16 protein-coding genes and 1 tRNA gene are annotated in these 14,566 nt (G+C 60.3%); 9 read left to right on the top strand and 8 right to left on the bottom strand.

Going from position 1 to position 14,566, the window contains the following annotated elements:
- Positions 1 to 232 precede the first annotated feature (232 nt).
- Positions 233 to 961, top strand: coding sequence for an amidotransferase (locus AC3IYG_RS08395; RefSeq protein ID WP_489313326.1), 729 nt, complete (start codon positions 233 to 235; stop codon positions 959 to 961).
- Positions 962 to 1,025: 64 nt separating this feature from the next.
- Here AC3IYG_RS08395 and AC3IYG_RS08400 read toward each other — a convergent pair whose 3' ends face one another.
- The 3 genes from AC3IYG_RS08400 to AC3IYG_RS08410 form a co-directional block, all read right to left on the bottom strand.
- On the bottom strand, positions 1,026 to 1,997 hold the full coding sequence (locus AC3IYG_RS08400; protein WP_489313327.1) for a magnesium and cobalt transport protein CorA: 972 nt from the start codon (positions 1,995 to 1,997) through the stop codon (positions 1,026 to 1,028).
- 222 nt (positions 1,998 to 2,219) lie between these two features.
- Positions 2,220 to 2,972 (bottom strand): 1-acylglycerol-3-phosphate O-acyltransferase, encoded by a 753-nt coding sequence (locus AC3IYG_RS08405; RefSeq protein ID WP_489313328.1) that lies wholly within the window; start codon positions 2,970 to 2,972, stop codon positions 2,220 to 2,222.
- A 376-nt stretch (positions 2,973 to 3,348) separates the two neighbouring features.
- On the bottom strand, positions 3,349 to 4,038 hold the full coding sequence (locus AC3IYG_RS08410; RefSeq protein WP_489313329.1) for a crotonase/enoyl-CoA hydratase family protein: 690 nt from the start codon (positions 4,036 to 4,038) through the stop codon (positions 3,349 to 3,351).
- A 531-nt stretch (positions 4,039 to 4,569) separates the two neighbouring features.
- Between AC3IYG_RS08410 and AC3IYG_RS08415 the strand changes: the two genes are divergently transcribed.
- The 4 genes from AC3IYG_RS08415 (at position 4,570) to AC3IYG_RS08430 (ending at position 7,286) form a co-directional block, all read left to right on the top strand.
- A tRNA-Ser gene (locus AC3IYG_RS08415) sits at positions 4,570 to 4,659 on the top strand.
- Between the two features lie 383 nt (positions 4,660 to 5,042).
- A complete protein-coding gene (locus tag AC3IYG_RS08420) occupies positions 5,043 to 5,315 on the top strand; it encodes a hypothetical protein (RefSeq protein WP_489313330.1) in 273 nt (90 codons plus the stop codon).
- Between the two features lie 209 nt (positions 5,316 to 5,524).
- Complete coding sequence (gene earP, locus AC3IYG_RS08425; protein ID WP_489313331.1) at positions 5,525 to 6,655, top strand: elongation factor P maturation arginine rhamnosyltransferase EarP; 1,131 nt, start codon at positions 5,525 to 5,527, stop codon at positions 6,653 to 6,655.
- Positions 6,656 to 6,704: 49 nt separating this feature from the next.
- Entirely contained in the window at positions 6,705 to 7,286 is a 582-nt protein-coding gene (locus tag AC3IYG_RS08430) for an elongation factor P (protein WP_489313332.1), read from the top strand.
- Positions 7,287 to 7,423: 137 nt separating this feature from the next.
- On the opposite strand, the gene AC3IYG_RS08435 is transcribed toward AC3IYG_RS08430, so the two are convergent.
- From AC3IYG_RS08435 to AC3IYG_RS08450, 4 genes are all read right to left on the bottom strand, one after another.
- Positions 7,424 to 8,443 carry an alpha/beta hydrolase gene (locus tag AC3IYG_RS08435; protein WP_489313868.1) on the bottom strand — a complete coding sequence of 340 codons (1,020 nt, stop codon included), beginning with the start codon at positions 8,441 to 8,443 and terminating at the stop codon, positions 7,424 to 7,426.
- Positions 8,444 to 8,481: 38 nt separating this feature from the next.
- Positions 8,482 to 8,910, bottom strand: coding sequence for an organic hydroperoxide resistance protein (locus tag AC3IYG_RS08440; protein ID WP_489313333.1), 429 nt, complete (start codon positions 8,908 to 8,910; stop codon positions 8,482 to 8,484).
- A gap of 147 nt (positions 8,911 to 9,057) precedes the next feature.
- Entirely contained in the window at positions 9,058 to 9,507 is a 450-nt protein-coding gene (locus AC3IYG_RS08445) for a MarR family winged helix-turn-helix transcriptional regulator (RefSeq protein ID WP_489313334.1), read from the bottom strand.
- A gap of 147 nt (positions 9,508 to 9,654) precedes the next feature.
- Entirely contained in the window at positions 9,655 to 10,611 is a 957-nt protein-coding gene (locus AC3IYG_RS08450; RefSeq protein ID WP_489313335.1) for a LysR family transcriptional regulator, read from the bottom strand.
- A gap of 108 nt (positions 10,612 to 10,719) precedes the next feature.
- Between AC3IYG_RS08450 and AC3IYG_RS08455 the strand changes: the two genes are divergently transcribed.
- Positions 10,720 to 11,472: a sulfite exporter TauE/SafE family protein gene (locus tag AC3IYG_RS08455; protein ID WP_489313869.1), complete on the top strand. Its 753-nt coding sequence runs from the start codon at positions 10,720 to 10,722 to the stop codon at positions 11,470 to 11,472.
- A 12-nt stretch (positions 11,473 to 11,484) separates the two neighbouring features.
- Here AC3IYG_RS08455 and AC3IYG_RS08460 read toward each other — a convergent pair whose 3' ends face one another.
- Positions 11,485 to 12,339: a LysR family transcriptional regulator gene (locus tag AC3IYG_RS08460; protein ID WP_489313870.1), complete on the bottom strand. Its 855-nt coding sequence runs from the start codon at positions 12,337 to 12,339 to the stop codon at positions 11,485 to 11,487.
- A gap of 138 nt (positions 12,340 to 12,477) precedes the next feature.
- On the opposite strand from AC3IYG_RS08460, the gene AC3IYG_RS08465 reads away from it, so the two are divergent.
- From AC3IYG_RS08465 to AC3IYG_RS08475, 3 genes are all read left to right on the top strand, one after another.
- Positions 12,478 to 12,711 (top strand): DUF1127 domain-containing protein, encoded by a 234-nt coding sequence (locus AC3IYG_RS08465; RefSeq protein WP_489313871.1) that lies wholly within the window; start codon positions 12,478 to 12,480, stop codon positions 12,709 to 12,711.
- Positions 12,712 to 12,773: 62 nt separating this feature from the next.
- Entirely contained in the window at positions 12,774 to 13,286 is a 513-nt protein-coding gene (locus tag AC3IYG_RS08470; protein WP_489313336.1) for a DUF3291 domain-containing protein, read from the top strand.
- 61 nt (positions 13,287 to 13,347) lie between these two features.
- On the top strand, positions 13,348 to 14,559 hold the full coding sequence (locus tag AC3IYG_RS08475) for a winged helix-turn-helix domain-containing protein (RefSeq protein WP_489313337.1): 1,212 nt from the start codon (positions 13,348 to 13,350) through the stop codon (positions 14,557 to 14,559).
- The last annotated feature ends 7 nt before the right edge of the window (positions 14,560 to 14,566 follow it).

Consider the following 14,566-nt stretch of genomic DNA (forward strand, 5'->3'; position numbering starts at 1 on the left):
GCATGAACCTGGTGCGTACGCGGTACGAGGAATAAGCGCGGTGTGATCAGTAAAAACACTCAGCTTGTAAAATTTTATTGACGCAGCCCGTTGCAGGTCGCTGCCGAAGCTCAGTTCTTAGCTTGCTATAAAACCTTAAGCTACAGATCGTTTAGCTATTCCTTTGGCCTAACCCATATGTTAAAAAAAACAAACATAAGGCTTTCACCTTCGCCGCTTCAGGAAATCGCTCATGCCGTTACGTATCTGCATTCTGGAAACAGACTTTCTCCGCCCAGAACTGGTAGACCAATATCAGGGTTACGGGCAGATGTTCGAGCAACTGTTTGCTCAGCAGCCGATAGCGGCCACTTTTACCGTGTACAACGTGGTGGAAGGCAATTACCCCCCTGATGACGAGCGCTACGACGCCTATCTGGTGACGGGCAGCAAGGCCGACTCCTTCGGCAACGATGCATGGATTCAAACGCTCGGAGCCTACCTGCTGGGGCGTTACGAGCGCGGCGATAAATTGCTGGGCATCTGCTTTGGCCATCAACTGTTGGCACTTCTGCTCGGCGGTAAAAGCGAGCGCGCGCACCAGGGCTGGGGTGTTGGCACGCATCGCTATCAGGTGGCGGAGCAGCCGACCTGGATGAGCCCGGCGATGAACGAGTTGACCCTGCTGATCAGCCATCAGGATCAGGTCACGGCGTTGCCGGAAAACGCCACGGTGATTGCATCCAGCGAGTTCTGCCCGATTGCGGCCTACTGCATCAATGACCAGGTGCTGTGCTTCCAGGGCCACCCGGAATTCATCCACGACTATTCCAAGGCGTTGCTGGACATTCGTCAGCAGCACCTGGGCGAGCATATTTACCAACAGGGGCTCGCCAGCCTGGAGCATGCCCACCAGGGCGCCACGGTGGCGGAGTGGATGATGCGTTTCGTGGCGCAGAATCGGACTGCTGAGTTGGCTTAAGCCGCCTGTCGTTCTGCAGTAAAAAGCCCGGCTAGCTGCCGGGCTTTTCTATTTGGGCGCAGGGCTACAGCCAGCCCATTCTTTTGAAGTTAGCAAACAAACCACCACAACCCACCACGATGATGCTGAGTATGCCGTAGTAGCCGTAATGCCAGGTAAGCTCCGGCATATTGTTGAAGTTCATTCCGTAAATCCCTGCGATGGCCGTGGGAAAGGCCAGTATCGCGGCCCAGGCGGCGAATTTGCGCTGCACGATGCTTTGCCGCGATGACTCCAGCAGCAGGCCGACTTCGATCGCGTGGTCGGCCATTTCCCGCAGCCCGGTCAGGTCTTCCAGCAGCCGTTTGACGTGGATCGAAACATCGCGGAAGTACGGCCGCATGTGTTTGTCGATGAAGGGGAAATCCAGCTGCTGCAGCTCCTGGCAGACTTCGAGCATGGGCGCGATGTAGCGGCGTATGCGCAGCAAGTTGCGGCGCATGCTCTGAATCTGCTCGACATCGGCCTGGGTCAGCGGATTGTTCAGGACCTTCTGCTCGAGCTCTTCCAGCTCGTTGTTGATCTCCTCCATCAACGGCCGGTAGTTTTCGATCACGAAGCTGAGTAGTGCATAGAGCACGAAGTCTTCACCGTGCTCGAGCATCCGCGGCTGAGCTTCGCAGCGCTGGCGCACGCGGGCGTAGGAAGGCGATTGCCCGTAGCGGGCGCTGATCACATAGCCCTTGCCGGCAAACAGCTGGGTCTCGATGAACTTCAGTTCGCCGTCTTTGACGATGGGCGAGTAGAGCACCATGAACAGTGCGTCGCCGAAGGTTTCCAGCTTGGGGCGGGTGTGCTGCTGCAGGGCGTCTTCGATGGCCAGTTCGTGCAGGTTGAATTGTTTCTGCAGGTTGAGCAGCTCATCGGTGCCGGGGTCATGCAGGCCGATCCAGACGAAGTGTTCGGGTTTGGTTGCCCAACTGATGCCTTCGTCGAGCGCAATATCAGAGACTTTCTTGCCTTGGGTGTAAACCACGGCTGCAACGACACTACCCATACGGTTGTCCATGCTCTTGGATTGAAGATAGCGGGTCAGGCCCCTGGCAGATTAACCCAGCTGGCGGGAATGTCTCACCTGCAAGCGCATGGCATTGCTGGATATCTGCGTTCGAACAGTGCAATCGCCGCAGCTTGGCTCGTAGCGGTGGCTGCTGCGATGGCTTGGGTTTGCCTGCGAGACCAGCAAGAAAAAGCCCAGTCTAGAGCTGGGCTTTTTCGATCACGAAAGCGCGGGCTTGGCTGTTCCTGGCCAGGTGGCCGCGATCTGCTGATCCAGCTCATGGATCGTTTGCTGCATGTGCGCATGGCACTGTTCGATCAAGCTGGGCAGGTCTTCCAGGGTCAAACCGGCGGTGGCGATAGCGGGCAGGGAGCGGATCATGATCTCACCGCTGTTCCAGCGATTGAGCTGCATGTGTGTGCTGTAGGTGCTGACACAGACCGGAATGATCGGCACTCCAGCGGCGATGGCCATCTGGAACGCGCCTTTCTTGAAGGGCAGCAGGCCTTTGCCGAGGTTGCGCGTACCTTCCGGGAATACCCAGATCGAGGTGTCTTTGTGTTGCAGCGCCTCGGTGGTGATGAGCATGGCCTGCTTGGCTTTACGGGCATTGCTGCGGTCGATCAGTACATTGCCGGCGAGCCAGTAGAGCTGGCCGAAGAAAGGCACCCACTTGAGGCTTTTCTTGCCGAGGCTGACGGTGCGCCTGGGCACCACGCTACCGAGCACGAACAGGTCATAGTTGGATTGGTGGTTGGCGATCATCACGCAGGCCTGCGGGTGATCGCGCAGCGCCTCGGTGTCGGTCTGCAAACGCAGACGCAGGAGCCACAGCGCTGGCTTGGAGTAGAGACGGGCGCAGAGTCGGCTGTTGTCCGGGTTAAACGGGCGGCCCAGGCCAATCAGAATGCCGATTACGCCGGCCAGAATGAAATGCAGGCCCATAAACAGCATTCGCAGAAGAAAAAGCATGGCTACGCCCGTGAGAACAAAGGCCGCGCAGTGTACGGATGTGCACTGTTTTCGGCAAACAATGGCGACCAAGGGGAGGGGCGGGTGTTGCAGGATTGGGCGTCGATAAAAAGGCTGTGCCGGAGTCAGTTCCAGCAACACGCCGAGCATGGTCAAATTGCTCGGCTACCCGAGCTGCTCGCTGTGTCTAGAGGATTCCTGCATTCGCCTGGCTGGCGGTGCAAGGCAGGTTCCCCCACCAATCTCGTCGTCCCTGCGAAAACGGTAAGCCGGCAGCGGATGCAGCGTTCGGTCTGGACGGCTGCAACATTCAAGGGCGACATCGCTAATTAAAAAGCCCGGCATCGAGCCAGGCTTCTGACCGCCGGCAGGCGTCTCAGACGAGGTGCTGTTGGTCCAGTTCGATGGCCCGATCCAGGGTTTCCAGCAGTGCTTTGCGCACTTTCAGTTTGGTGTTCTTGTGCGCGGTCATGTTGATCTTCTTCAACTGCTGGGCGGCAGCGATAGCCGTGGCCAGCAACTGCTCGGCCGGTACCACTTTATCCAGGAAGCCGGCGTCGACGGCGCTTTGCGGGTCGAACATCTCACCATTGATCACCGAACGGTGGAATGCCGACTTGCGCAGGCGGTCGCGGGCCAGTTCGATGCCGACGTGGTGCATGGTCATGCCGATCTGCACTTCATTCAAGCCGATGCTGAACGGGCCTTCGACACCGATGCGGTAGTCCGCCGAGAGCAGGATGAAGGCGCCTTTGGCCACCGCATGGCCGCCGCAGGCGACGATGATCGGGAACGGGTGAGCCAGCATCCGCCGCGCCAGCGTCGAGCCGGCAGCCACCAGGCTGACCGCGTTCTGCGGGCCGGAGGTCATCACTTTCAAGTCGTAACCACCGGAGAGAATGCCTGGCTGGCCGGTGATGATCACGATCGCCTTGTCCTGCTCGGCACGATCCAGGGCGGCATTGAAGGCCGCGATCACGTCCGGAGAGATGGCGTTGACCTTGCCATTGCTCAGGGTCAGGGTGGCAATGCCGTCTTCGAGTTGGTAGCTGATCAGGTCGCTCATGGCGGAAGTCCTTGCTGGGGCATGTGCTGAAAGGTGGGCAGACGTTACCGACCCGCCCAGCCCAGGTAAAGCGCTGTGGCTGACTGGCCAGTCAGCCACAAGCCAGGGATTGGAGATGCTGCCGGGCCACTATCGGCCTTATTGAGAGAGACGATTGGCTGGTGCCCAGGTGCGTCCCTAAGGTTAGCCAGGAACCGGAGGGGAGAAACAATGCGAGTATTTGAACGGGCTACGACCTTATTACCTGTGGGTATGGCCCTGCTCGCACAGCTGACCTTGCTTGCGCACGCCACCAGCGGGCAACGCCAAAGCCCAGAAGGTGTGGTGCTAGTGTTTGGCCTAAGCCTGTTCATTTCCTTGGGCTTTCTACTGTTCGCTGACCGGCGTTTCGAGGCGCGCGCTCAGCCAACCCCGGTACGGGGCTCGCATTTGGCTTAAGCACATGAATCTCCTGTAAAAATATTTTGCCTTTAGCGGACTGTTCGGCTAGATTAGCGCGCCTCGACCGACCTGACAGTCGGCCGAGGCTACGGTGAGGTGTCCGAGAGGCTTAAGGAGCACGCCTGGAAAGTGTGTATACGAGAAATCGTATCGAGGGTTCGAATCCCTCCTTCACCGCCATATTCAGCAATACTCAAACCCCTGATTTCGAAAGAGATTGGGGGTTTTTGCTTTCTGGGCTCAAAGGTCCGTGTCGGAAAGTGTCGAAAGCGTTTCAGTGCATGGTCTGGATCATGTTTTAGCTGGCCTTGCAGATGATGTGGCTTTAATTGCCGAAAGAGGGAGATAGCGTTCTTGCGGTTGGGTTAAGGGCGGGCTGGCGACAATGCCTGTGACGAGTGATATTATTGTGCCATGCTAGGAGGCGTCTCTCTTGCGAATGGATTTCGTAGATGATTCATAAGCTCATCCTTCCGGCTTCAATTTCTCTTGTGATCCTCTACGCTTCGGCGTGGTTTGTTGCACCGCTCCCTTATTGATCAGCTATGGCAAGGAAGGCCAGCATGACCCCAACAGAACAGCAGTTGACCGAGCTCCTGATGCTTGCCTCGCGCAGCATCGTCCACATGACCGCGGCGATGACTTCATTGTCGTTTGATCTTATGCGCAGCACGGATCCTGGCGTGCGCGGCGCCGGCTCGCGGATGATCGTCAGGCTGGAAGGCGTGAGCAAGGAGCTGGATCAGCAATGGCGGCTGATTAGCGAGTTGACAGGTGTGCCGCAGCCCGCCCGCGCCGATGCGGTAGAAGAGGTGCATCTGCATACGGCCTCGTAGCGCGCCTCATCGCATTGATCCAGACCCGCTTCGGCGGGTTTTTGCTGTCCGGGTAAAACCGGAGTCGGGAATCTCGGCTGACCAGGTTGCGGCATCGGCGTACTGGCCGTTCTTATCGAGTCGCTATTGAGCGGTTGCAGCGTGTCATGCTCTTCTCCCATCGTCCGCAACCCCTTAAGGTTCGCCCTCTTTATTCATCGGAGCCCGGCATGAAAGCCACCTGGGACATTTTCTGCAGCGTTGTCGATAACTACGGCGATATCGGCGTGACCTGGCGCCTGGCGCGGCAATTGGTGGCCGAGCAGGGGCAGGCGGTGCGGCTGTGGGTGGATGATCTGCCGGCATTTGTCCGGCTCTGTCCGCAAGCGGATGCCAATGCCGTTTCCCAGTGGCAGCAGGGCGTCGAGGTTTGCCTGTGGGCCAAGCAATGGCAGCCGGTCGAGCCCGCGCAGGTAGTGATCGGGGCTTTTGCTTGTCACTTGCCCGCAGCCTATATCGCCGCCATGGCGGCGAAGCCGAACGTGCTCTGGCTGAATCTGGAATACCTCAGTGCCGAGGAGTGGGTTGCTGGTTGTCACGGCTTGCCTTCGTTGCAGTCGGGCGGATTGCAGAAGTTCTTCTTCTTTCCAGGCTTTAGCGCCAACACGGGAGGTTTACTGCGTGAGCGTGATCTGCTGGCGCGACGTCAGGCGTTTCAAGCCGATGGCGCGGCGCGGCTGACCTTTCTGCGCTCGTTAGGCGTACAGCTACAGCCTGGCGCGCGGCTGATTTCGCTGTTCGCCTATGAAAATGCCGGGCTGGCCAGCTGGCTGGATGTCCTGCGCAGGGAAACCCGGCCCACCCAGTTGCTGGTGCCGGAGGGTCGGATACTCGCTGATCTCGAGCGCTGGCTGGGCGTGCCGGGTTTGAAGGCTGGCGATAGCCAGACGCGTGAAGCCTTGAGCATCCATGTGTTGCCGTTCGTCGAACAGGATGATTACGACCGCTTGCTGTGGAGTTGCGATTTCAATGCCGTGCGCGGTGAGGACTCCTTCGTCCGGGCGCAATGGGCCGGGCGTCCGCTGCTCTGGCACATTTATGAGCAGCAAGAGAACGCCCACTGGGACAAGCTTGAGGCCTTTCTTGCGTTGTATGTAAAAGGCTTATCGCCAGCCGCGAGTGTTGCGCTGACTGGTCTGTGGCGGGCCTGGAATGCAGGGGAAGGAATGGCTGAAAGCTGGCAGGCGATGCAGCAAGAATGGCCACAAGTGGCCGAGCATGCCGAGAAATGGTGTCTGGGACAGGCCTCCCAGCCAGACCTTGCAGCAGCTCTGGTGCAGTTTTACCTAAATTGGATATGATATGTGGCCTAGATTCTTGTAAATCTCCATCCAAATTCGGATATTCGTAATGAAAACTGGTAAAGAACTGAAACCCGGTACCGTGATCCGTATCGACAACGATCCTTGGCTGGTTCAGAAAGCTGAATTCACCAAGTCCGGTCGTAACAGCGCGATCATGAAGACCAAGCTGAAAAACCTGCTGACCGGTTACAAGACCGAAACCGTCTACAGCGCAGACGACAAGCTGGACGACGTGATCCTCGACCGTAAAGAAGCGACGCTGTCCTTCATCAACGGCGACGTCTACACGTTCATGGATACCACCGACTACACCATGTACGAGCTGAACGCCGAAGACATCGAAGGCGTTCTGCCGTTCATCGAAGAAGGCATGAGCGACATCTGCGAAGCCGTGTTCTTCGAAGAGCGTCTGGTTTCCGTTGATCTGCCGACCACCATCGTGCGTCAGGTTGACTACACCGAAGGTTCCGCTCGCGGCGACACTTCGGGCAAGGTGATGAAGCCGGCCAAACTGAAAAACGGCACCGAGCTGAGCGTTGCCGATTTCGTTGAAATCGGTGACTGGATCGAAATCGATACCCGTGAAGGTGGCTCCTACAAAGGCCGCACCAAGGCTCCACAGGCCTGAACCTTGGCGTGAAGCACGAGTGAAAAAAAGCCCGATTATCGAATCGGGCTTTTTTGTGCGTACGATTTTGCCTGGTGAGTACCAATCGATGCTGTTGGCGGCCGCGATGATAAGCGCGGCCTCTAGTGGGCAGTTGCTCAGTCGAGGTGCTTTTTCAGTTCTTCGCCGGCCTGCCGCATGGCCGAGCGCACCGCAGGAACCGTGCTGAGCACATTCAGCAGGCCGAAGTCGTGGATCATGCCGTTGTAGCGCACCGAGGTGACGGGCACGCCAGCGGCATCCAGTTTGCGGCCGTAAGCCTCGCCTTCATCACGCAGCACGTCGAGTTCGGCGGTCTGGATCAAGGTTGGCGGCAGGCCTTTGAGCTGGGCGGTGCTGGCTTGCAGGGGCGAGGCGTAGATCTCGGCGCGCTGTTTGGGATCGGTGGTGTAGTTATCCCAGAACCATGCCATCAACGGTTTGGTCAGGAAATGCCCCTGGGCGAACTGGTTGTAGGAGCCGGTTTCCAGGTTGGCGTCGGTCACTGGCCAGAGCAGCGCCTGGAAGCGGATCTTCGGTGTGCCCTTGTCCTTGGCCATCAGGCTGACCACGGCGGCCATGTTGCCGCCAACGCTGTTGCCGGCCACCGCCAGGCGTGAACCGTCGACATTGATTTCCTGGCCGTGCTCGGCCACCCATTGGGTGGCGGCATAAGCCTGGTTGATCGCGGTCGGGTAGTGGGCCTCCGGCGAGGGCGTGTAATCGACGTATACCGCCACCGCGCCTGAGCCTGCGACCAAGTCACGGATCAGCCGTTCATGGGTCGGGTAGTCGCCGAGCACCCAGCCGCCACCGTGGAAGAACATGAACACTGGCAAAGTGCCTTGCACGCCGGCCGGGCGGACGATGGTCAGGTCAATCCGCTGGCCATCGGCGGTGATGGTCTTCTGGCTGACATCGGCTTTCGGCAATTCCAGCTTGCCCCCGGCCTGGGCACCGACCAATACGGCACGGGCGTCTTTCACTGTCATCTGTTCGAGCGGCTTGCCGCCGCCGGCTGCGAGGGCTTCGAGGAAGGCCTGGGTGTTGTGTTCGACACCTGGGCTGCCGGCCGCGAAAGCGCTGCCGATGGAGAGGGCAAGAACGCTACCGGTAAGAGTTTTGCTGAACGATTTCATCATCGAATTCCTCGTCGTCGGGGCGGTTGGGGCGCGGCTTAAACCACGACGTTCAGGTTGACCTGGATGTTGCCGCGGGTGGCGTTGGAGTAGGGGCAAACCTGGTGGGCTGCGGCTACCAGGGCCTCTGCGTCGGTTTGCTCCAGGCCCGGCAGGCTGATGTTCAATTCGACCTCCAGGCCAAAACCGCCCGGGATTTGGCCGATGCCGACCTTGCCGGTGATCGAGCTGTCGTTTGGCAGTTGGCGTTTGCTTTGGCTGGCAACGAACTTCAGGGCGCCGATAAAGCAGGCCGAGTAGCCGGCAGCGAACAGTTGCTCGGGGTTGGTGGCTTCGCCGCCCTGGCCGCCGAGTTCGCGTGGGGTGGTCAGTTTGACGTCGAGAAAGCCGTCGGCGGAAACCGCGCGGCCATCACGGCCTCCGGTTGCGGTGGCGGTAGCGGTGTAGAGTGCTTTGATGGTTTGCATGCGAGGATCTCCAAAGTTATGTTTGCTTGCTAAAGATTTGCGCGCTAACTAGGTGCGTGACGAAGAAGTTAGCGGCGATCTATTTTGCGCGCAAGTTAAATTTTGGAAAAGTTCGCGATAAGACCCAATGCTTTTTGGAATAAGGCTCTAAACGGCCTTCTGCAGGCTGCTGCGCAGGCTGACCAGTTCTTTTGTCAGGGCGGTCAACTGCTCGATCGACTGTTCGGTGGCCTTGAGAATGCAGGTTGGCACGGCTTGGGCCTGCTGTTGCAGCGCCCGGCCTTTGTCCGTCAGGTGCAACTCCACCACGCGCTCATCGACACTGCTGCGAGTACGGGTCAGCAGGCCTTCGCCTTCCAGGCGCTTGAGCAGTGGGGTGACCGAGCCTGGATCGGTGAGCAGGCGCTGGCTGAGTTCGCCGACGGTGATGCCGTCACCTTCCCACAGCACCAGCATCGCCAGGTATTGCGGATAGGTGAGGTTGAGCGCCTGCAACAGGGGTTTGTAGACCTTGGTCATTATCAGGGACGTGGAGTGGAGGGCAAAGCACAACTGGTTGTCGAGCTGCAGTTGTGCGCAAGGGGCGGGGTGTTCCATAGATGCCTCCATAAAGTGATAGGACTAAAGTTAGCGCGCTCGACTTTCGTTCGCCATGTTTTAGTGCTGCTTATGCTGACGATTGTTGTTCGGCACGCGCTGGGGCCGCGGAGGCCGCCTGAGTCTGCAGATCTTCCTGATCGTGCGTCAGCTGCGGCCCAGACCGCTTTGCAGTGCCAGATCCCAGGGCGGTACCGGGCCGTAGCGGGTTTTCAGAAATTCCAGCAGCAGGCGGCTGCGCGAACTGGTTTTACTTTCCAGACGCAAAGCATAGATGCCGCTGGGCTCCGGCGGTGGCAGGCCATTTTCACAAAACAGCGGCACCAGTTCGCCACGCATCAGGTAATCGCTGATCAGCCAGGTCGGTAGATGGGCGATGCCGAGGCCGCTCAACGCACCGAACACCAGCGCCTCGGCATTATTGGCCGTCATGCGCAGGCGCTGCGGGCGGAACACCTGCATCCGCCCGTCCTGCTCGAAACGCCAGGCGTGGGGTGGCGCCAGGGCGTCCCAATCGAGGCCGTCGTGTTCGGCCAGTTCGCTCGGGTTGCGCGGTATGCCACGCTGTTTGAGGTAGGCGGGGCTGGCACAGACTACCCGTACCAGTGGCGCCAAGGGGGTTGCGACCAGGCGGGTGTCAGCCAGTGGGCCAATGCGCAGCACCAGGTCGACTTCGCCGAGATGCTCGCCATGCAGGTCGACAAAACTGTCGATCAAGCGTAATTGGACATCCAGGCCGGGGTAGGCGAGCAGAAACTCGGCAATCGCCGGGGCCAGGTGACGGCGGCCGAACGGCGAAGGCGCATCGATGCGGATCAGGCCCTCCGGCGCGCTGCTCAGAGACACCGCCTCGGCGCGCGCCAAGCGCAATTCCGCCAGCACTCGCTTGGCCCGCTCGGCAAATGCCAGGCCCGCGGGCGTGGCGCGCACGGCGTGGGTGCTGCGGCTGAACAGGCGGCTGCCCAGTGAGCGCTCCAGGGCATCGATCCGCCGTGCCACTGCTGAGGGGGTTAACGGATGGCGCCGCGCGGCGGCAGAAAAACTGCCGCTGTCCAGCACGTCGAGAAACAGGGTGAGTTGGTCAGTCAGGGCGTCTGGATTCATGGCGGTACGATTGCCTTTGCGATTTTCGCATAGCCATTGTGCGTGGCTGTGCGTTTCCGTGCTAGCGGCTACTGCGTACCCTGGCTGCACCTGGAGTTGGAGTTGCCGATGAGCCTGATCGATTTAATCCTCAATGTAGTCCTGGGCCTGGCACTGGGCTCTGTGGGCGGGCTGTTCGGTATCGGCGGCGGCCTGATCGCCATTCCGGCGCTTGGGGTGCTCTTTGGCCTCGATCAACAGTTGGCCCAGGGCACGGCGCTGGTGATGGTGGTGCCCAACGTGCTGCTGGCGTTGTGGCGCTATAACCAGCGCAACCGCATCGACCTGCGCTATGCCATGGCGCTGGGGATCTCGGGCTTCTTCTTTGCCTGGTTGGCTTCGTTTTATGCGGTGAACCTGGATGCCGGGTTGATGCGTATGGCCTTCGTCGGTTTCCTGGTGGTGCTAGCCGTCTACAACCTGAGCCGGTTGTTTTTCCGGCCGAGCCCGCCAAGCAGCGAGTTGCGTCACCCCTGGCCGTGGTTTGGCCTGCTGGGCAGTTGCTCCGGGGTGCTGGGCGGCATGTTCGGCGTCGGCGGCGCGGTGCTGGCCACGCCGGTGTTGACCAGCCTGTTCGGTACCACCCAGGTCGTCGCCCAGGGCTTGTCCCTGGCGCTGGCGGCGCCGAGTACCGCGGTCACTTTGCTGACTTACGCGTTGCACGACCATGTGGCCTGGACCATGGGTATTCCCTTGGCCGTGGGTGGCTTGCTCAGTGTCAGTTGGGGGGTGAAGCTGGCCCATGCCCTGCCAGAGCGGGTGCTGCGTTCGCTGTTCTGCGGCTTTCTGGTGCTCTGTGCGGTGTCGCTGGCGTTGAAGTGACGGCCGCCTGGGTCAAACACGAAAGCCTTCGGCAATATGCTCGGCCAAGGATTCGGTCACCGGTGATTGGTTGCGCGCGTTACGCAGCAGCACGATGCTGCACAGCGGCAGTTCGGGCAGGTTTTCGGCTTTGCCGAGTATGCGCAGATCCGGCGTGATCAGGCTTTGCAACTGCGCGGTCACGGCCAGGCCGGCGCTGACCACCGCCATGATCGCCGACAGGCTGGGGCTGGTGTAGGCGACCCGATACTCGCGCTCGATGGCGTCCAGCGCGTTGCAGGCCCAGAGGCGGCAGAAGCAGTCGTTGTTGAACATGGCCAGTGGCAGGGGCGTTTGCTCATGGGGGCTGAAGCCCAGTGCTTCAGCCCAGACGAAACGCTCCTGGCGCAGCAGTTGACCGATCTCATCGCCGGGCATGCGCGTCACGATCGACAGGTCGAGATCCTGGCGTTGCAACAGCTGCGAGGAGGACTCGCAATGCACTTCCACCTGCACCATCGGGTAGGCCTGGGCGAAGCGCGAGAGAATCCCCGGCAGAAAGCGCATCACATAATCATCCGGTGTGCCGATGCGCACCGAGCCGACCATGTGTGGCTCGCGCAAGGTGTTGATCACTTCGCCATGCAGTTTGAGGATGCGCCGGGCATAGCCCAGCAACACCTGGCCTTCGGCGGTCAAGCGCACCTGGCGGCCATCGCGCTCGAACAACGAGCGCTGCACCACGTCTTCCTCCAGGCGTTTCATCTGCATGCTGACCGCCGATTGCGTGCGGTTGACCGCTTCGGCCGCGCGGGTAAAGCCACCCAGATCGGCAATCGCAACGAAGGTGCGCAGGAGCTCGCTGTCGATACCGGGGTAGCTGCTCATCTCATCAATCTCCAAGATGTATTGCATAAGAAACATTCGTTTGATTGATCTTAAGCCCGGACGGACACTTGCGCCATCCCCAGACGCAGCAGTTCGTCGCACTGCCGAAGGGGCAGAAGCTAACCGGAGGGTTTAATGATGAAAAGTCAAAAAGGCTATGCCATCGCCACTGCGCTGCCCAAATCCGACTCCGCTCTCTGGCGGTTGCTGAGCCAGGCGTGGAAGCGCGCTAAGCGCTGGCATGAATTAGCCGCACAGCGTCGGCAGCTGGCCAGTTTGAGTGATAATTCGCTCAAGGATCTCGGGTTGAGTCGAGCGGACCTGCTGCAGGAAAGCGAGCGGCCGTTCTGGGATGATCCACTCAGGCACTGAATAGGCTACAACAATCGAGTGAGCCGCAGTCAATGTCAGTTGCAGTCATCAAGGAAGGGTAAATGAGTCAAAAATACCAACTCGCTCAGGTCAATATCGCTCGCGCCAAAGCCCCCATGGACGATCCGTTGATGCGGGGCTTTGTCGAGCAACTGGAACCGATCAATCGCCTCGCGGAAAACAGCCCGGGGTTCGTCTGGCGCCTGCAAACCGATGAGGGCGATGCCACCTCGATCAAGCTGTTCGACGATGAGCGGATCATCGTCAATATGTCGGTCTGGGAGTCATTCGAAGCGCTGAAGAACTATGTGTACTCCGGCGAACATCTCGCGGTCCTGAGACACAAGAAAAGCTGGATGGAGAAGCTCGACTCGCCCTCGTTGGTGTTGTGGTGGGTGCCGCACGGGCATATTCCCACGCCTGAATCGGCCAAGCGGGCGCTCGCCATGCTGGAGGAAAAAGGCCCGTCGCCCGCAGCATTTACCTTCGCCAAGCCGTATCCTGCAGCGCAACTATCTGACACGCCGGGTGTGTCCGAGCCGCGCTTGCAACCTGACGCCTTAGCGCTCGGTTGAGTCTTCAGCCTGTCGTCGACAGGCTCAGGAACAGGGTCGCTCACCAGGCAGGAGTGGCTCGATGCTCTCACTTTCCCTGAAGCAAGCCCGCCGTCTGGCCCTCAGTGCCCAAGGTTTTTCCGGGCGTGCCGGCTCTGCGGTGGTCAAGCCGCCACGGCTCAACCAGATGATCGAGCGCCTGGGCGTGCTGCAGATCGACTCGGTCAATGCCCTGGTGCGTTCGCACTACCTGCCGCTGTTTTCCCGTCTCGGTGATTACCCCGCGCAGCTGCTGGAGCAGGCGGCCTGGAGCAGCGGGCGCAAGCGCACCTTGTTCGAGTATTGGGGCCATGAGGCCTCGTTGCTGCCGCAGTCGGTCTATCCGTTGCTGCGTTGGCGCATGCGCCGCGCGGCTCAGGGGCAGGGCATCTACGGCCAGCTGGCACGCTTTGGTCACGAGCAGCAAAGCGTGATTCAGCGGGTGCTGCAGACAGTGCGCGAGCAGGGGGCAGTCGGTGCCGGCACACTGACCACCCGCGAGGAGCGGGCCGGGCCGTGGTGGGACTGGAGCGCCGAAAAGCACGCGCTGGAATGGTTGTTCGCCGCCGGCGAAGTGACAGTGGCCGGCCGCCGAGGCTTCGAACGCCTCTATGATTTGCCGGAGCGGGTGCTGCCGAGTGCCTTGCTGGAACACCCTGAGCTGGATGAAGCGCAGGCGCAACGGCAATTGTTGCTGCGCTCGGCCGCGGCGTTGGGGGTCGCCACGGAAAAGGATTTGCGCGACTACTACCGCCTGGAAGCGGCCGACAGCCAGGCGCGGCTGGCGGAGTTGCTGGAGGCTGGCGCGTTGCTGCCGGTTCAGGTGCAAGGCTGGCGGCAGCCGGCGTATTGCCTGGGCGAGCCGAAAATTCCGCGCAAGGTCGACGCCAGTGCGCTGCTGTCGCCCTTCGATTCGCTGATCTGGGAGCGGGCGCGTACCGAGCGGCTGTTCGACTTCCGCTACCGCCTGGAGATCTACACGCCGCAGCCCAAGCGGGTGTATGGCTACTACGTGCTGCCGTTTCTGCACCGCGAACGCCTGGCCGCGCGGGTCGACCTGCGTGCCGAACGCGCCCAGGGGCGGTTGGCGGTGCATGCCGTGCATGAGGAAGAGCCGGGGCTGGACGACGAGGGTATGGCGGCGTTGGCGCTGAACCTGCGCCGCATGGCGCGTTGGCTGGGTCTGGATGACGTGGCGATCACCTGCAAGCGGCCGGGAACAATGCGCCTGCAGGCGGCGCTGGCTGGGTTGTAGCTGCATC

The sequence above is a fragment of the Pseudomonas sp. KH_027 genome, assembly GCF_057838565.1.